Source organism: Shewanella sp. MBTL60-007 (genome assembly GCF_019654915.1).
In the GTDB taxonomy this organism is placed as follows: Bacteria; Pseudomonadota; Gammaproteobacteria; order Enterobacterales; family Shewanellaceae; genus Shewanella.
This window is the reverse complement of sequence record NZ_BPET01000057.1, coordinates 1-18331: the sequence shown is the minus strand read 5'-3', so window position 1 is coordinate 18331 and position 18331 is coordinate 1. Positions and strand designations below refer to the sequence as shown.

The following is an 18331-nucleotide window of genomic DNA, read 5'->3' as shown; positions in this document are numbered from 1 at the left end:
ATCAAAAAAGTAGCAATGTTTTTTGGGTTATTGAGTAAATACAATAGGTAAGCTAAATGGCCGGGGGCTTATTAAAGTTGCCCCGGCTTTGTAAGTGAAGATTGAGCCTTAGTTAACTAGGCGACAACCGCAGACGGTATTGCTAGGTTGAAATAGCACAACGGCAAAGTCTTTGTTTTCATCACGCTCCAATACTTGAACACTCAGGTTATGCATCCCATCTCTATTGAGGTTTAAGTTACTCACATAGGAGAGGTACTTATAGTGCTCTGGGGCTTGCTTTAGGTCGGAGTGAGGATACTCCTGCTTAGTTTTGACTGAAATGTCGTAAAGCATGCTATCGAGATCGACTTTATTGACTTGCCCCTGCATAGAAACAGAGCCTGCCGAATTACCCTCAAGGTCGAAGTAGCGATAGTTTATTTGCGCCTGTCCATCTTTAGAGAATAGGTCGACCAACAAGTAGTGTTTACTATCTTGCTGTGTTTGCTGTCGATTAAACAGCTCAGAACTGCAGCTGAGCATAAAGCCTGGCTGCTTTGCGGTCAGTTTATATATCACCCCTACACAAACGAGTAAGATGAGTAAAATAGTGAGGTTAATAGCCCAGCGCCATGTTCGACTCATTATCTGATCCTTGAGTACTGCGTTGTAATTCTAGCTCTGTGATTCAGAGCGTCGTATCTGTTAGTCACAAATGTCTACAGCCTGCAGCCATTGTTGATTAATAAATTGCTTGGGCTGACGTAGGTCGCTAATTTTTAAGTTACGAATAATAGACTGACCAAACTGTTCACCGCGCAAAGTGATATTGAGTACTTGCTTATCGTGAGACAAAGACAGGTAGGCATTCTTCCAGCTAGTGAGCCGACACTGGGTGAAGCTTTGCTGCATCGTCTTACCAAGCTCGGTTAACAAACCATTGTTGGTTTTAGAATGGGAATACAGGATAACATTGACAGTTTGCCCCGAGAGGGTATCGACACTACGAACCTGAAGAGGCTTAGGTATCGCTGGTGATAAGCTCTGTGAGCCAAGAAATAGCCAGCCAAAACCTAAAATTAGGGCGATGCAACAGGCTGATATTGCCGCGACTTTAATCGAAAATCGTTTTTTACTTGAGTGAACTCGGTCATTCCTACGGCTGCGATGATGGCGCAGCAGGTAACCTTGACCCTTTACTGTCTCGATAAGCGATTCATATTGTGGCCCTAGAAATGAGCGTAGCGTGAATACAGCGCGTGTGACCGAGGAGTCACTTAGTGGTGGCTGCTCACCATTGCCTTTTTTTAGTAGCGGCTTGGCGACGATCTGGCCCTGATACTCAATTAAAAGGGTTAAAACTTGCAGCTCAGCTCTAGGCAGGTGCCAAACATCACCACTGTCTAGGTTTGTCAGCTCTTCTTTTTCAATATCAAATCTGCAATGTCCCAATTGCATCTTCGTCGCCCCATTAGAATCTTCTATAAGATGAGTCTATGAACTTAAACTAATGAAGTCTGTGATCCTGATGCTTAAGTTCTGTTGCCATAACAAAATTGAGTGTTATGCAGGGGTTAGTATGGCTAAATGAGAGGTTAGTCACATTGATTCATACAATTAATCAACCTGCTGAAACATAAATATTACTGCAAATGTCCATTAATAATGTGACCTTGATCATGAATATGTGGGTTTTATAAGCTGTAAAGACGGGAATTCAAGTGCTTACTAACTCAAATATATGTTGTTTTACACTCCAGCTTCATCTGCTTTAAATCACACTTTTATTTTCCACACTTCTTAAAGTTAACCCATCGAGTCGTTATCCAAAATTTGAACTCGTTTACTAACCGTAATAGGCCATAAGGCTTATGACCAAAATAAAATAATGATGGATATAGGGTGATTATTATGAGTATTGATAGACGTCAGGCGTTAACTAAAATTATCGGATTAAGCACAGCCGCTGCGGGTGCCGCTTTGGTGGGAACCTCTGCCTTTGCTGCTACAGATGCAGACGGCAACTACCGTTTAGAGATGGGAGAGAAGCTTAAGTATGTGCCGCTTGATGCAATGGCAACGGCCAAGCTTGCCTATGAAACGGGTGGTGGTTGTATGCACCAAGTATTCCACTCGATTGTGACTATGCTAGCGCAATCAACTAGTGTCGATGCCGCAAAGTTTGCCACTATTCCAACGGCGCTTGCGGGCTATGGCTGGGCAGGTATCGTTGGCCAGGGCACCATCTGCGGTAACCTGAATGCGGCGGGTATGTTGATCAATATCTTAGATGACATTAATGGCCAAAATAGTGCAGTTATTAGCGCATCATTCCGTTATTACGAAACTGAAGACTTACCACTTTCATCTGATGAATTTGTCGCTGGCATCGGCTCTACTGCTGAAAAGAGCCTTGAAGTGGGCGCTACATCTATTGCCAATAGCCCGCTTTGTCACTCTTCAATCAGTAACTGGTCAGCTGCTTCGGGCAAGCCGTTTGCTGAAAAAGGTGAGCGCTGTAAGCGTCTGTCTGCCAGTTTGGCCTATCACATCGTAGAGTTACTTAACCGTGCACACGGTGGTGAGGATATTTCTCTTCTACCTGAGGCTAAGCCTTCAGCAGAAGCGCAGGCCTGTCAGTCTTGTCACGGCGTCAGTGAGACGATGGGACCTGCTGCTAGCGTGAAGACAGATATGGAGTGTACTACTTGTCATACAGGTCACTTTAACTAAGGAGTAAGCTATGAAGGTCAAATTACTGAGCGCCATGTTGGCAAGCTCTATGCTCCTACTTGGCTGTGGAAGTGACAATGATGATGTAACTGAGCCACCTGTGGTCGTGCCGCCACCGGTAGAAGATGCAATCGATATTGATGAAGCAACCAGCATTGTGATGAATCTAGATAGTGTCGATGCCGCTACAGGAGCGTTAACTTTCAGTCTTAAAGATGGTGATAATAAAGCCATTACTAAGGCAACCGATTACGATATCTTCTATTTTGGTTATCCTGACCCCGCTTCACCTTCGACCAATGCAAAAGCATGGAAACGCTGGCATGTGACCCAAGGCTATAAGTGTGACACTAGCACTGATGAAGAGTGTGTTGGGATCTTGACTGAAACTGCGACTAAGGGGCAATACACCTTTGATGCAATCGATCTCGATCTAGAAGGTAAGGCTGCAGCTGGAGCAGTTGCTTTATATAAAGTGGCTATTCAGATCCATGGGGCGCAGGCTAGCAATGAGATAGAGCTTATTGCTGCTGAAGAGTAATACGCAGCCGTATGAGTTTTCATTATTAGAAAGCAGCTTAGATAAATATAAGCACCCTGCCTAACCTCAATCTATGCAGGAGGGGGAGAGACTCCCCCTAGATTGAGTTAAGCCTTCAAAGCCGTAACAACCTCTGAGTTACGGCTCTTTTTGTTTTTACGATGGATTAATCAATTCGGCAGCATTGAGAGCATGCTGTTTAAGTAGCTTGCGTTCGATAATACTCGAGGCGATAAACATAGTTAAATAGCCACAACCTAGCGCTAAGATCACCGCGACAACGTTATCGGTAAATAGCCTGAGCAGGTAAAACATCATTAACAGTGTCGCCACACCTAACAGGCGGATCAGCAAACTTTGCAAGAATAACCCATGGGATTTGATATAGGCGATTTGATAGGCATTAAGCATCATAAAGCCAAAAAAGAGTGCAAAGTGCATCAAGATGGGCGCTGCCTTTGCGTATGTATCTGGGAACACAAGAGCGACTAACTCGTCACTAAATAGCAGTAACCCAGCCAGTAGCGATGTTGTTATTCCAAGACTTAGTTTAAAAAACCAGTTGCGAATGAGGGCGATCTCTTGATGCGCCTTATTTCGCAGGCATTGGGCGAGTTCAGGCAAAATATAGCGATAAACTGGGAAAATAAACAGCATGGTTAAGTAGGCTATCATAGGCCGAACAACCACTTGGAAGTCGCCTAGCTCGTCGATGGTGAAGTAGCCAATGGTCAGTAGTACAGTGATGTAAATCATTAAAATACCAGCTCCCACCTCCAGTGATGACATCACACTCTTTTTGACGAAGTTTTTCATATCTGGGTTGAGCTGAACTGGGGCTAATGGCGTGGTGGCAATGAGTTTTCTACGCCGTATAAACATATATATGGCAGCCGCCAAGTTGGATAACATTAAGCTAAAAAACAGTGAGGCCGTAGGTGTTTGCGCTAGGAGGTAGTAACAGACCAAAAACAGAATTATCTGCACTAGAGGTTCAATCCAAGTGGTCCTATTGGCGATGTCGTAGAGGCGGTACATACCAATTTGATTAGTAAAGTACACCTTAAAGCCCATACCAAGGATAATTCCCACTAACTGAATATACTCAACATCAATATTGAGTTGGTGCTTGATATAGGGCAGAACTAGCCCCCAAGTAAATAGCACCATAATAATCAGTGAGTAGCGGAAGATATTGGTGATGTCACGATCGTTTTTGGTTTGTGAAAAGCTCACTACCATAGAAGCGCGAAAGCCACTTAACAAGATAAGCGACATGGAGACGATATCGACAACAGTGTGGTAGAGAGCTAAATCCCCTTTTTCGACCCACTGGGCTAACCAGATCTTAAATGCTAGTCCAAGAGACATGCTCGCTAACGTCGCCCAGATAGCGTTGGTGAAGGCATGTTTAGCCCGCTCGAAAGAAGACTCTGTCATTATGTTACTTAACTCCCTAGGCGGCATACTCTGTGGCGGTAAATACTAGCGATTAATCTTTGATGCGTCAGTTCTGTTGCTGAAAGCTGTGAAGCGGGCAATGAAAAGTATTACACAGTGGATATTTCTTACTGCCCTATAGTCTTATAAACTTAGCGGCACAATAAGCTGGCATAATAGAGTTAAACAATGAGCCTATTTAAGTTTGGTCTCAGCCCCGATAAGTCGGCGGCGATCCGCCGTGAGTTAGGTCGTGATGCTGATAGTTATTTTGAGGCGATGCAGGCTGCTGAGAAGGCCTTCTTTAGCTCTATTTCGACAGCGGAGAACCTACTTAAGCTTGATTGGCTGCAACGGCGAACATGCTTAATTACTCGTATCGACGATAGAGAGTTATCCCGATTAGCGGATTTTGATGTCGAGAGAATTCAAAAGGTATCGGTAAAGTTAAACGGTCAAACTCGGCAAGTGATAGTGGTTACAGCTGATTCTCTTCAAGCTGCCATGACCGATATAGAGGCGCAAACCTGTATTGGTTTCGATACTGAGACCGCTGCGACTTTTGAGAAGGGGCGACGTAATCCTAATCCAATTTCGCTTATCCAAGTTTCAACACAGACAACTTGCTACCTGTTTCGAATGCAGGCCGAGAATGTTGCCCCCTTTAAGGCAGCGTTAGCGCCAATCCTGACTAGTGATAAGTGGTTAAAAGTGGGTATCGGCCTTAGAAGCGATCTTAGTGCCATGCAGCGCGATTTTGATATTGGGCTGGCCTCAATACTGGATCTTAACTGGGTGATGAATCAGCTTGGTGCGCCTAAACAGTTGGGGACCCAACAGATGGCGGCAACAGTGTTAGGCTTGAAACTGCCTAAGAGCAAGAAGGTTACCCTATCTAATTGGGCTAGGCCTCTAACTGAGCCATTGAGTGAGCTGCAAGTACAATATGCGGCGGCCGATGCCTTCGTAGCACTGGATATTTTTTATGGATTACTTGGGCAGTTTTTGCCCTATAAATCACTGTTACCATTATCACTGCAGCAGCGATTGGATCTAAGTTGCCAAGGGTAATCAACTCCCTATTAAGGATTTAAGACGATGTCGAAGAAAAAGCACTTAGAGCAAAACAGAGAGGTCAATCAGGTCAAAGGCGTCTTGTATCGTCTAGCGATTATGCTGGTGGTATTAGCTACAGCCAGTTTTATCTACAACCAGTTTTAGTCTTTTAGTATGGATGGGGAAGTTATTGATTTAAACTTACTTCATGCTGGATAGAGCTGGTGGCGAGCTGCGGTGTTGATATGAGTGACAATTTAAGTGAATACTTTATGTTAGTTACTTTATGTTAGTTACTTTATGTTAGTTACTTTATGTGAATAACTTAAGCGAATGCTAGAGAGTCAAAAGGGGCATAGCCCTTCAGCTTCTGCCCCTTCTGTTGTTTACGGTTGTAAGACCCTTTGCCTTTCTTGGGTTTCTCTGTGCGTGTTCTAAATAGGCTACTGGTTACTATAGCCTTTAAGGCGTTATCTTTTATTACGCCGCGGCCGCTTTCGTGCTCAAGCACCTGTGCTCGTTTTTGATGTTTAGCCATCAATACTCCTATCTTGCTCTATCAAGCTGTGATTTTGGTATGTACTGCCATTATTGCCCTAGTATCTCAAGTTAATACTCGCGCCATAAATGACACGCAATTATACGCGATTTAATATTGGGTTGTATATATTTTAACCGTTCGTTATCCCCCTGCTAAAGGATGTTCATTGAGGGCTGAAAAAATAAAGGCCTTCATCTGAAGGCCTTTATACAGAACCGCTTGACGTTAATCGGCTTTATTTAACAGAGCTAGCTTTACGGCGACTTAGGCTCACTAAGCCTAGTGCGAGTAGAGCTAACCATCCAAGGCTACCACCTGAGTTAGACTCAGGCGCAGGCTCCTCTGCTACCGGCGGCGGTGTTGGCTCTACGCCGTCTGAGGTCACCGTTAGCATAAAGCTTTGAGAGGCTGCATCATTAGGGTAGAGGTTATCAGACACTGTCACAGTGACCATGGTTTCCCCCCAGAAGTCTGCATTGGGCGTGATATCAAATGTTGAGCCTGACGTATGACCATTAACCTGTGCCGTAATATTCTCACCCGTTACTGTAATGGTATTAGCCGACAGTCCACCATCGTTATCCGCATAGCTCACTACAATGCCCTCTAGGCTTGTATTCTCTGGGACAACTTTATCACTAATGGCTGACATGGTGATGTTAGAGGCAACGGCGATGACCTGCTGACTATTGGCATCGGAGATCCCTTCGACTTCGCCAGTTACTGTTACGGTTTGGTCTATGCCTAATGAATCGTGGGTGACTTCAGCCTGCATATTTACCACCACGATGCTATCGCTAGGACCACTAATGTCATAACAGACAACTAAATCACTTGAGACCTTATCGGTCAGATCGTTATAGGCATAACTCTGGCCTGTATGGCCTTTAAGAGGACCATAGGTACCACGAGGACCGTTGTAACCACGAACACCGATAGAACCTTCACCCGCTTCGCCAGCAAAGTCGATGTTGGCATAGGCCATCACTATCTCATATCCGCCAGGTTTATGGCTGGTATTCGATTTTAGGAATACCTGAAAGTCATAGCTATCCTCACGTGGTGTAATAATCGTGTTCCAGTTTTCATCCCAGCTCTTATCGTGTGTGGCGGCTTTATTCCATTCGATAATGGTGTAGTCATCGGCATAAGCGAGGGTAACCCCTTTACTTTCACTTGGATTCCAGTTGGGTTCATACATGGCGAGGTTCCACTTCTGATCAATAAAGATATCGCCTGCTGCATCTTTACCTCCCCAAAATGGTGCTACGATGAAATCAGGTGGCGTAGAGTAATCGTTAGTGGGTAACTCTAGGTACATATCCATAGGGATATAGTCCCAAGGGTTATAGTTCCAAACATCCAGCTGTAGCCAACCTTTAGAGCTTAGAATAATACTGTCAGTAGTGAAGTAATCGGCATTATCAAACGGTGCTAATGTTCCAGCCATCAATGGGATCTCAGTATCGTGAACCCAGTTGCCCCAGCCCCACTCATTGACGTCATAGAAGCTTCCCCAAGTCACGTCAAACCCAAATCTTGCTAAGTCTACATAGCCACCATCGATAGGTGTGCCATCTGGGTAATTAAAATCGAGAGGAGTTCGACACATTGCATCTTCAAGGTTAGTGGTAACCTTGTAGTTGGTTTCTTTAGCTGCAGTATTCAGTTGAGTTCTCAATAGAGAGAAGCCGTTTTCGGTTTCAGTTAGCCCTTCAACGGAAGAGATGGAACCGGGGACTAGCTTTAAGCCATCAGATAACACAGCTGATAGCTCAACTTCTCTGTCACTTCCTGATAGGTTCGGCTGTACCGTAACGCTAATGTCGATGATATCGCCAACACGAGCAGCGTCTTGAGAGCTATCCACCGAGACACTATTTACTCCGCGAGTGATATTAAGAGGCACCATGGCAAGAGAGCCTTCAGCATTATCGCCTGCAGAAATAGCGGCTGCAGAGTAGTAACGCTTACCTTGTTCCATCTCCATGTTCCAGTCGATAGTCAGGTTAGAGTTGCGCTCACTAGTGTCCTCAAAGTTAAGACTGATAGAGGATGTTTGCTCTTTGGGAATGACCACATGAGCCATCTCAATCGTATCAACGTTTTCCCATGGGAATAGTGGGTAAGCACTCATCACCATGATGGTATACTCACCTGCTTCTGGATTTTCTAAAGCACAATATTCGCCCTTGGTTGTTTGCCCACGCATAGAGGCGCAAATGGCTTCAGACTGATGTAGGCGACCGTCGTTATTGAAGTCTTTAAAGATGTAGATACTGGAATCAAGGTATTGATTGAGGGGATGATCTATCTCCGAGCTCACTCGACCCAATAGTTCGGCTCTAAATACGGCGCTATTCTCTGGTACCGTTACATCAAAAGTCTTGATATTAGGCTGGCTTGTATCCCAATAGAACTCATCATCCATCATAGAGATCCCAAACTGCATTCTAGAGAGGCTGAACTCAGTCGTCGTTGCCTCAACCGGAGTATATGCAACGCCAGTTAAGCTGGATCCCGGCGCGCCAAAAGGTACATCGGCAATCACATGTTTAGATTGATCATCATGGGCAGTGATGTTGATTGTGTTGGGCAGTGTTTTGCCTTTATACGTGGTCAAGAAAGGCCAATGAGCACTCGGGATCTTGGTATCACTCGACACAAACTCAATCGAACCCGCAGCCGTTTGTACTGTGCCATCATACCAAGCCATATCAGACTCTTTAAACAGACTGGTTACCGTTAAGTCTATGGTTTCACCCGCTTTTAGGGTGAAGGTTGATGGTGTAACCGATACTTTGGCGGTAGGGTCTAAGGTGAAGTCCCAGTAGAGAGGATCTCTATCAGAGTAGTTGGTGTTAACCGTCCAAGTACCATCTTGAGTTGCTTTAACTGTGCGGATCCAGCTACAACTTAGACCACAATCTTTATTGATTAATTGTGGAAGGTTAAGCTCTCGAACCTGACCACCATTTTGTGGATTAGCACGGCGGAAGTTATCTGCAGACTCATCCATGATAAGTCCTGCATTGATCGCCCGCTCGACATTCGCTAAACCGTGGCCTGTTCGATACGGTCCCGCCACTTCGACTTTTTTATCCATAGGGTGATGGGTTTTGATTGCCTGACTATCTGCTGTCATCTGTAGTGCTGATTGCACCTCTGACGCTGACCAGCTAGGGTTTGCTTGACGAACTAAGGCCATGATGCCCGCAATATGTGGGCTGGCCATCGAAGTACCACTGATACTGTTATAGTTACGAGTATCAGCTTGAGGGTTCAGCGGGTTCTCATCATTCCAGGCGGCAAAAATATCGACGCCTGGGGCCGCTATACCCGGAGAGAAGATCTCATCAACAGTACTCGACGGACCCCGTGAGGAGAAGCTGGCTAACCAGTCAGCATCTTCGGGAGTAATAACACGGCTCGCATTTGAAGCTGTGATCGTTCCTTCAAGACCCGTACCCGATGCCAGCCAAGGCTGAAGGCCGGTTACCTGCCAGTTTCCGTACCACTGTTTGGCTGAGATATGGATCCCAGGGATCACATAGGTATCATTGACGACACTGTCACCTTCGTCCCATGTGTTATAGAGAACAAACGCACCAGCGCCGCCAGCAGCAGCGTTTGCGGCCTTATCAACTCGGGCAATGTCGCCACGTTCACATATGACGATATGCGTCGGTTCAAATGTGCCGGCAGGGAAAGGGCTATTACAGCGAGCATCACCATAATCAGCAGCAATAACAAACTCTCCACTAAAGGCTTTTGAGATCCCTGCAGCCTCTATTCTTGAGGGCATAAGAGAGGCATCGCCACCCACAAAGTTATCTAGGGCTTTGTCTTCGATAACGATAGAGCGAGCATGGGTTGTGGCTGCCACATTAAGCACCCAAGGAGAAGTGTGATCGACTGTATATAGAGAATCAGTGCCGTAAGCGGCACCAGAGTTACCTGCTGACAGGGCTACAGCGACACCAGCCTCACGGGCTGACAAGAAAGCCATTTCAAAGGCATCATCCCAAGGAAAGCTTTCTGAGCCACCAATCGACATGTTAATGACATCAACGCCGTCCTTGATAGCTTGCTCAATGGCAAATAGCATAGCATCACCAGAACAGCCTCCGCTTACCATACAAACTTGATAAGAGATGATATTAGCGCGAGGAGCAACGCCGGATATTTTTGGCATCTGAACCCCAATAGGATTGCCTTCTCCACCGCCTAATTGAGAGCCTACAACATCAACATCATAGAGGATGTTACCTGCGACAGTACTGGCAACATGGCTACCATGGCCTTGGAAGTCTTCACCAAAATCAGGTGCTAACTTATTGCCCCATTCATCGCTGTATTCGGCGGTAATGTCTTTGTGGGTGTAGACGCCAATGAGCTTATCATTACAGCGGTTAGCAAACTCTTCTAAGGCACAATCACCTAAATAGTTACCTTGGCCGAGAGGGTTGGTATGTGCATGGCCATCACCATCGACTGCCGCAAAAGAGGGGTGATCGGTATTGATGCCTGTATCTATGATGCCGACGATCATGCCTTCACCAAGATAAGCGCTACCATCGCTGGTTTTGGTGCCATCCCATACACCGCTTGCGCCTATGTGCTCAGGGCCAATATCTGTGTGCAGCTGGTAAACTTTCGAGCGCTGTACATAAGCGACTTCTGACATGCTAGCGACTTGTAGAGCTTCTGCTTGCGTCATTTCAACGGTGACCGCATTAGCCGCCAACGTGAATTGTTGTTTTACCTCAACCCCTGATTTATGGATAAAGTCTTGTTGTTTATTTAACAGGTGGTTGGTGTAAGCATCGATGGCTGCGCCGCGCCCTTCAGTTGGCTGGCCTGCGCGAAAGAGTTTCTTGCTCTGAGTGTTCAGCGTTGATTTCGTCGCTTGTAATCCAGGAATCTCCCCTTCATAGGTTGCCACAGAGCTGCCGTGTAGACGCACGATATAGGTGTGCTTGCCAACGAGATCTTTCTCTATTTGAATCTTATCTTTTGCCTGTTTGGGGGTGAAGTGGATATTACTCATATCACCGCGTCTTAGTGGTTTTATAGGTAATTCACTACTCTTGGCCTTTGCTTCTTGTTGAGCCTGATATAGCTCCATGATGTTGATAGATTTTATGCGCTCAGCATCGAATGCTTGAGCACTCGACATGGCTAACGCTCCGTAGATGGTACTACTTATTGCGATAGAAATAGTATTTAACTTCACAGTCAATCTCCCGCTTATCGTTATTGTTATAAGAGGGGGGAAGTCCCCGGCTCGATACAATTTTTAAACAAGCGCGCAACATTTTGCTAATGCGAAATTAATCAATGTTTGATGCATTTTTTGCATTGGCAATAGACGGAAGGCTTACTTATTATTCACCGAATTAGCATTAACACTCAGAAGGCTGCCGCTTAAAAAGCTTTCCAATCATAGAGCTGTAGAAGATCTGAGTCTTAAAAATGGGCGGTATAGGAAGAAATAAAAATAGATTCTTAAAACGATACCGAATGAAGGAAGGATACAAATTGATAATCTTTGCCTGGTAAAGCGCTGGTGAGGTAACAAAGTGTGGCAATACACTTTTGTTATTTCTTAAATACCAGAGAGTCATTATCCAGCAGAAGCTGAACAGATTAAGATAACAAATGAGAATGTAAACGGATAGGTAAGGGGATTTTTCATTGGAGTTGAGGCATTTAAAGCACTTTTTAGTTCTAGCAAAGCTTAAACATTTTAATCGTGCTGCAGTGCAGCTTAACTTGGCTCAACCTTCACTGTCTCGTAGCATCCAAAAGATGGAAGAGCGCCTAGGTGTTAAATTACTGGAGCGTAATTCCAAATCAGTTTCGTTAACTGAGTTTGGGGAGCTGGTGGTACGGCAGGGGCAGAAAATTATCGATGATGTGGATCTCTTGTACAGCGATATCCGTTCACTCAATGGCCTTGATGCTGGAGATATCTTAATTGGTTCAAGTCCAATTCCCTCAAATGCATTGCTAGGTGCGGCTATTGGAAACTTTATTCGACTCTATCCACATATCAATGTTGAGTTAATCGTTGACTCACCCGCAGAGCTCTATGAACGATTAATCGGTGGTGGATTATCTATGTTTGTTGCTGAGACTAAAGTAACGGATTTTGATAAGCGAGAGGAACTCGCGACCTTACCTTTACCCGAGTACGATATTATTTTTTGTGTTAGGGCCGAGCATCCCTTGGTGATGAGTAAAGCGTTAATGCTTGATGATTTGAGAGAATATCCTCTGGCGGTTCCTCGCACTATGCCTTTAAGTGTACAGGCACAGTTTGGTGATCTGTTTGATAAAGATCGTCATGACTTTGGTGGGTTAGTTAAGTTTGATCAATTTAATCCTATTAAAGAGTCACTTCTAAATTGCAATATGGTGGCTATTACTCCTGAGATCGCAGTGCGAAAAGAACTAGCAGAGGGAAAGCTGGTGAGTTTACCCGTGTCCGATATGGTGAAACTAACAAGTTGTTTTAGCATTGTGTACCTGAAGTCGAAAAGCTTAAGCCCAGTCACAACAGCTTTTATCGATTATTTATTGAGCTGCCTTCATCCTGCAACCACTCCCACTTTACAACAGTCGTAGCTCGTTATCGTTTAACTATTTAGACTCGTTTAGGCTTCGGGTATCTTTTGTATTGCTATCCATCTAATATCAAATGAAGGTAGATGCCGCCTTTCTCTTGATATTACAGACTTATGAGCCAACTTGATCTAAATCTATTAAAAGTTTTTCGTGTACTTATTGAAGTAAAAAATACTCGCAAGGCTGCTGAAATATTACATTTAAGTCAGCCTGCAGTGAGCCGTGCCCTCAGGCGTTTAAGAGATTATTTTGGCGATGAGTTATTTGTAAGAACCGCTCATGGTTTAGAGCCCACCTCGAAGGCGCTGGTTATTGGCTCGCGCCTACCTGAAGCCATGGACCAGTTATTTGAAGCACTTAATGTGCAGGAGGAATTTGAGCCGCTGCTTTATAGTGGCAAAGTTACAATAGCTGTGAATGGATTTATTGCTCATTGGTTAGTGCCTCCGCTCATTAAAACGTTAACTGAAAAAGCACCTAATATGGAAATTTATATGGCTAATTGGGGCGAGGATACATCGGATAAAATTATTGACGGTGAAATCCAACTGGCGATTAACTATTTTCCATTGGGGCTGACAAAGCAGCTAATCCAAGAGAAGATAGGCAGAGATGAATTTGTCGTACTCTGCCGTAAAGATCATCCGTTTCAAAAGGAGGTCATCGGTGCTGAAGACTTCCCGAAATATCCATTAGCCTCACATATTGTCCCCGGCTGGAATGAAACAAAAAACTTTACCGTAGAAGCGTTAAGAAAGTTCGGTTGTAAGCCAAAAGTGCAGCTATCAAGTAGCAAAATGAATATTATCTTAAGCAGTTTAGAGCTGACCGATATGTTACTGCCTTGCTCGAAGTTATTAGCCGAAACATTATCTGATCGGTTTAGAATCCTTGATATTGACCCAGAGCTAGAACAGCCATCGCCAGATTTTGCATTAATCTACGCTAATAAGTCGCGCCGAAATCCGTTGGATGAGTGGTTACAGCAGTGTGTGATTGACTGCGTTAATAGTAAATTCAAATAAGTGTTAAGGGAACTTGCGAGCATCAAGCATGCTCGCAAGCTAGTTGTTAGGAGATAATATAGATTTAGGCAAAAAGAACTGTGTATAGATAACCTGCAGCAATTGCCATACCTAAGATGACAGCTAAAAATGCGGCAATCATCTGATTCTTAAAGATAGACTTTAGCAAAATCACTTCTGTTAAACTTGCACCAGCACTACCAATAATCAGTGCCATAACTGAACCTAACGCCATACCTTTAGCCACTAACGCTGAGCTTAATGGGATCACCGCTTCTGCACGTATGTACAGCGGGATACCAATCACTGCTGCGATCGGGATTGCATACCAAGTGCCTTCGCCCGCATATTTAGCGATGAGATCTGTTGGAATAAAGCCATAGATAAATGATCCAAGCAAAATACCAATCATTAAGTAAGGCAGAACTTGCTTAAAGTCTTTCCAAGTTGAACGCCATACACGCATCCAGCGGCTATCTTCTTTTACTACAGGGTTTGCACAGCATCCGCTCGCAGCTGGTTCAACTTTTGGTGTACAGCAGCTTGTTGAAGTTGCAACCACAGGTTCTGCGCAGCAGCTCACCGCGGCAGCTACAGGCGTAGCTTCTGGTTTCACTTCTTGCTGAGGCTCTGAGCAGCAACTTGTTTCAGTTTTTGCCTCAACTTTTGCAACTTCTTTGGACGCATCTCCACAACTTGTACCGCAACTCGATGCACCTGCCGCTTCATAAGCTTCCGGCTTAACGTAACGCTCAAATCCTAGTTTTTCAAGTAGATAGCCCGCAGTTACCGATACGGTCATGGCTACGATGAAGTAAAACAGCGCCACTTTAAAGCCGAAGGTCACGATAAATAGGCCAATGATAATCGGGTTCAATAATGGGCTAGAGAACAGGAATACCATCATAGGGCCAAAGCCTGCTTTCGCTCTTAGTAAGCCTTTTAAGAACGGGATGGTAGAGCATGAGCAAAATGGCGTTATCGAGCCAAGCAGCGCAGCAATAATGTAGCCCTTACCTTTCTTCGAACTTAAAATAGATTGGATCTTTTCTGGAGGAATATACTCCTGTAGCAAGCCAACAATATAACTAATCGCGATGAATAGTAGAGTTAGTTCTGCTGCGAGGAATAGAAACATTCCTGCGGTGTCTTTTGCCATGGCAATGATTTCAGGACTCATAATTTTAACCTTTATACTCTTTATTCGTTATTTCTGAATATTTCGAAATAACTAAGTTGGGCAGATAATAATCCGATTAAAAAATTAGTCAATAATTATTTCGATAAAAATGGAATTATTCTTCGGTAAGTTAGATCTTGCCAAAGGATCTGCAAGGCTAATTGGGGGAACTTAGTCGTGAAAAGCGCAATAGATATAGTGAGCAAGTACAGGCTATTGTTTATATTTAACAATAGCCTATGATGGGAATGTCTATGGTTAAAAATGTGTTTAGAAACGGGGGAAACTAGGATGCTTGATGCAATATGTTTATTTGATGAATCGAACCCTATTACGTATTCCATTTTTAAGTTTCAGAAACTCAGCGATACCGACATTGAGAAATATCGCCAAACATTGATATGCCCTGCCTGCTCGGGTAAAGCCTATTACCGAAAAGCCTCTAAAGATGGCAAGGCCGCCTGTTTTGGTTCTCGTTATCACCAAGCTGGTTGCCGTGAGTTTAAGCCATCACAGTCAAAGGAGCGCGAGGAGCTACACGCCATTGAGGTTAATCAGCTGTTGGCCGATAGCGACGCGATGATCATCGACTTTAGTCGCCAACCTAGACTCAGCAGGGGGAGTGTTAACAAGGGAAAGCAGGAGCCAGCTAAACTCGCTCAAAATGCACAAACTCAGAAACCTGAGCCTATCTCGACGTCAGAGTCAGAAGCTAAAGCTGCCGATAGGCCAAGCCTAAGCACAAATGCTAAAGCCACAGATTCGGGCGCTGGTGAGGCGGAGTTGAGAGGTGGGCAAGCAGCAAGCGGTGAGAAACGTATCGCTAAAGAGGGGTTGGAGAAACTGCTTCATAGTTTGATGCGTGGCAGTGAACTGGCCGAGTCAGATCTTTGGGTCTATACCGATGAGAAGTACCGCTGGCGAGCTAAGAATTTGTTCGTTAACTTTGCCGATGCGGAGCCAACCGAAACGGGGGCGCCTCGCATGTATTGGGGCACAATTTCTCATGTGGATAAAGAGTTACTTTGGTTAAACCCAGCCGACAGTAAGGAAGTTGGCATACCAATCGATAAGATAGCCGCGCCGTTAATGCACAAGTTTGGTTTAGATGAGCGCCGAGATTTTGAAGGTGCGGCGATTATCTTATTTGGTAAGTGTTTTTGGAATAAAGCGAAAAACCGCAAGATTATTCAGTTATGGAGTAATGATCTCAATCGGATCTATATTTCGAAACTGGAAGAGAATGAGTAACATAATTCGCTCAAAGTGTATCAAAAGATGCCAAGGTTACCCCTAATTTTGCTGTTTTTTAGCCGCTTATTTGATGGGGTTGTTATTGAATTTCATGCAACTTAACCCATCTTATGTAAGTGTTTGAACTCATCACCTCCTTTAGTGCTATAAAAATTCAGTAAAATAGGATATTTATTATTGACTCCAAGGCCAATGGGGATTATTTTCTGCGCGATGTTTTTACTAGGGCCCCAAAAATTGCCCGTAAAATTCAAGGTATCGGCAGGTATCTAAACAGTAGAGCAGCAATTAGACTCGACAAATAGTTGTTTGAGTTTGGTGATTAATTGCCATTTTGGCACTTTATTATAAGGACCTTAGCGCATGTCTGAACCGACAGCCTTAAGTCTTATCCCACCTGTGGTGGTTTTGGTGTTAGCGATTGTGCTGCGCCGCCCAATCCTCTCTTTGATTATCGGTGCATTAGTCGGTCTGGCCATGTATGAGCCAGCGAATATATTGACTAATTTTGCTGATACTTCTCTGTCCGTGATGGCCGATGAAACTATCGGTTGGTTAATTTTAGTCTGTGGTGGCTTCGGAGCCTTGATTGCGCTGCTGGTTCGTACTGGTGGTTCAATGGCCTTTGGTCGTCTTGCACTGAAATTTGCAAAGGGGCAAAAGTCTTCGCTGTTTATGAGCTTTATTTTGGGCGTTGTGATCTTTATCGATGACTATCTCAACGCTTTGACGGTCGGCTCTACCATGAAGCGTGTCACGGATAAATTTAAGGTATCCCGTGAGATGCTAGCTTATGTGGTGGACTCTACTGCTGCACCTGTTTGTGTATTGGTACCTTTATCAACTTGGGCGGTGTTTTTTGGTGGTTTGCTCGTTGATAACGGCATCGCTGGCGAAGGACAAGGCATCGCTGTTTATATGCAGGCGATCCCTTATATGCTTTATGCTTGGCTAGCCGTGGCTATGGTGCTGTTGGTGATTTTAGGCATAGTGCCCGCTTTTGGCCCAATGAAGAAAGCACAACTAGCAGCCGCACAAGGTAAGCCTGCAATTAAGCAGATGGATTTGGATGAGGTGCAAACCTCTGATGAATATGCACTTAAAGCTATTGAAGATGAATTTAAACATGCCGACGATAGTGGCAAATTGCATAATTTCTTCGTACCAATTTTGTTATTGGTGGGCTTTACCGTCTATTTCGATATAGATGTACTTAAAGGTTTGCTTGCGACTCTTGCGGTTACTTTACCCTATTATGGTGTACAGAAACTGATGCCTCTGTCTGAGATGATGGAGCAGATGATCGATGGTTTTAAGAGTATGTTACCTGCTATAGGTACGGTTATCGCAGCGTTTATCTTTAAAGATGTGTGCGATAAGTTGATGCTGCCACAGTATGTTATTGACAGCCTTAGTCCGTTTATGACGCCTCAACTGCTACCTGCTGTGGTGTTTTTAAGTATGTCTATCTTAGCGTTTGCAACAGGCTCAAGCTGGGGGATTTTTGCTGTTTCGATTCCGATTGTTATGCCGCTGGCGCAAGCCGTTGATGCGAATATCCCATTGGTGATTGGTGCACTGTTATCAGCATCATCTTTTGGTAGTCAAGCTTGTTTCTACTCCGACTCCACTGTACTCGCCGCAGAGGGATCTGGTTGTAACTTAGTGAGTCACGCGGTTACTCAGTTACCTTATGCACTGATTGCTGCGGGTATCACCTTTGTTGGGTTTTTGTTGCTAGCATAAGCTATTTTTAGCTGGTCAATTGTTAAAGGCTGCACCGTTGGTGCAGCCTTTTTTGTTACATCTATTTCCTGTTCGCACTCTTCGGTAGCATTTTTGTCAATAAATTAACGAACAATCATCTAAAAAGGTTTCTTTCAGTCTTATTTGTTATTTAAATGTTAGTAAATTTAGCTTTTTACGCGATATTTAAACAAATATAAGAC

Annotated in this window: 14 protein-coding genes; 8 read left to right on the top strand and 6 right to left on the bottom strand. The window is 44.4% G+C overall.

The features are described from left to right. Nucleotides 1–108 precede the first annotated feature (108 nt). Both K5Q92_RS18865 and K5Q92_RS18860 read right to left on the bottom strand, forming a co-directional pair. Nucleotides 109–627: a hypothetical protein gene (locus K5Q92_RS18865; protein ID WP_220770434.1), complete on the bottom strand. Its 519-nt coding sequence runs from the start codon at nucleotides 625–627 to the stop codon at nucleotides 109–111. Nucleotides 628–687: 60 nt separating this feature from the next. After that, nucleotides 688–1440 carry a helix-turn-helix domain-containing protein gene (locus tag K5Q92_RS18860; RefSeq protein ID WP_220770433.1) on the bottom strand — a complete coding sequence of 251 codons (753 nt, stop codon included), beginning with the start codon at nucleotides 1438–1440 and terminating at the stop codon, nucleotides 688–690. Nucleotides 1441–1893: 453 nt separating this feature from the next. On the opposite strand from K5Q92_RS18860, the gene K5Q92_RS18855 reads away from it, so the two are divergent. After that, nucleotides 1894–2715: a cytochrome c3 family protein gene (locus K5Q92_RS18855; protein ID WP_220770432.1), complete on the top strand. Its 822-nt coding sequence runs from the start codon at nucleotides 1894–1896 to the stop codon at nucleotides 2713–2715. 10 nt (nucleotides 2716–2725) lie between these two features. Continuing rightward, nucleotides 2726–3256 carry a hypothetical protein gene (locus K5Q92_RS18850; RefSeq protein WP_220770431.1) on the top strand — a complete coding sequence of 177 codons (531 nt, stop codon included), beginning with the start codon at nucleotides 2726–2728 and terminating at the stop codon, nucleotides 3254–3256. Nucleotides 3257–3412: 156 nt separating this feature from the next. Here K5Q92_RS18850 and K5Q92_RS18845 read toward each other — a convergent pair whose 3' ends face one another. Then, entirely contained in the window at nucleotides 3413–4696 is a 1284-nt protein-coding gene (locus tag K5Q92_RS18845; RefSeq protein ID WP_220770430.1) for a lipopolysaccharide biosynthesis protein, read from the bottom strand. A gap of 189 nt (nucleotides 4697–4885) precedes the next feature. Between K5Q92_RS18845 and K5Q92_RS18840 the strand changes: the two genes are divergently transcribed. Both K5Q92_RS18840 and K5Q92_RS24295 read left to right on the top strand, forming a co-directional pair. Further along, a complete protein-coding gene (locus K5Q92_RS18840) occupies nucleotides 4886–5767 on the top strand; it encodes a 3'-5' exonuclease (protein WP_220770429.1) in 882 nt (293 codons plus the stop codon). A gap of 27 nt (nucleotides 5768–5794) precedes the next feature. Next, the gene (locus tag K5Q92_RS24295; RefSeq protein WP_259649633.1) at nucleotides 5795–5917 is read left to right on the top strand and encodes a hypothetical protein; all 123 of its coding nucleotides are present in this window, start codon (nucleotides 5795–5797) and stop codon (nucleotides 5915–5917) included. Between the two features lie 160 nt (nucleotides 5918–6077). Here the strand turns inward: K5Q92_RS24295 and K5Q92_RS18835 are convergent, their stop codons facing one another. Both K5Q92_RS18835 and K5Q92_RS18830 read right to left on the bottom strand, forming a co-directional pair. After that, nucleotides 6078–6290 carry a ribosome alternative rescue factor ArfA gene (locus K5Q92_RS18835; RefSeq protein ID WP_220770428.1) on the bottom strand — a complete coding sequence of 71 codons (213 nt, stop codon included), beginning with the start codon at nucleotides 6288–6290 and terminating at the stop codon, nucleotides 6078–6080. A 238-nt stretch (nucleotides 6291–6528) separates the two neighbouring features. Then, entirely contained in the window at nucleotides 6529–11529 is a 5001-nt protein-coding gene (locus K5Q92_RS18830) for a S8 family serine peptidase (RefSeq protein WP_259649632.1), read from the bottom strand. A gap of 461 nt (nucleotides 11530–11990) precedes the next feature. Between K5Q92_RS18830 and K5Q92_RS18825 the strand changes: the two genes are divergently transcribed. Both K5Q92_RS18825 and K5Q92_RS18820 read left to right on the top strand, forming a co-directional pair. Then, the gene (locus K5Q92_RS18825) at nucleotides 11991–12923 is read left to right on the top strand and encodes a LysR family transcriptional regulator (RefSeq protein WP_220770427.1); all 933 of its coding nucleotides are present in this window, start codon (nucleotides 11991–11993) and stop codon (nucleotides 12921–12923) included. A 113-nt stretch (nucleotides 12924–13036) separates the two neighbouring features. Continuing rightward, nucleotides 13037–13948 (top strand): LysR family transcriptional regulator, encoded by a 912-nt coding sequence (locus tag K5Q92_RS18820; RefSeq protein ID WP_220770426.1) that lies wholly within the window; start codon nucleotides 13037–13039, stop codon nucleotides 13946–13948. A gap of 64 nt (nucleotides 13949–14012) precedes the next feature. Here the strand turns inward: K5Q92_RS18820 and K5Q92_RS18815 are convergent, their stop codons facing one another. After that, nucleotides 14013–15128, bottom strand: a complete 1116-nt coding sequence (locus tag K5Q92_RS18815) for a permease (protein WP_220770425.1) — start codon at nucleotides 15126–15128, stop codon at nucleotides 14013–14015. Nucleotides 15129–15419: 291 nt separating this feature from the next. Here K5Q92_RS18815 and K5Q92_RS18810 point away from each other — a divergent pair, with 291 nt between their 5' ends. Both K5Q92_RS18810 and K5Q92_RS18805 read left to right on the top strand, forming a co-directional pair. Further along, nucleotides 15420–16379, top strand: coding sequence for a hypothetical protein (locus K5Q92_RS18810; RefSeq protein WP_220770424.1), 960 nt, complete (start codon nucleotides 15420–15422; stop codon nucleotides 16377–16379). Between the two features lie 366 nt (nucleotides 16380–16745). Continuing rightward, the gene (locus K5Q92_RS18805) at nucleotides 16746–18128 is read left to right on the top strand and encodes a Na+/H+ antiporter NhaC family protein (RefSeq protein ID WP_220770423.1); all 1383 of its coding nucleotides are present in this window, start codon (nucleotides 16746–16748) and stop codon (nucleotides 18126–18128) included. Nucleotides 18129–18331 lie beyond the last annotated feature (203 nt).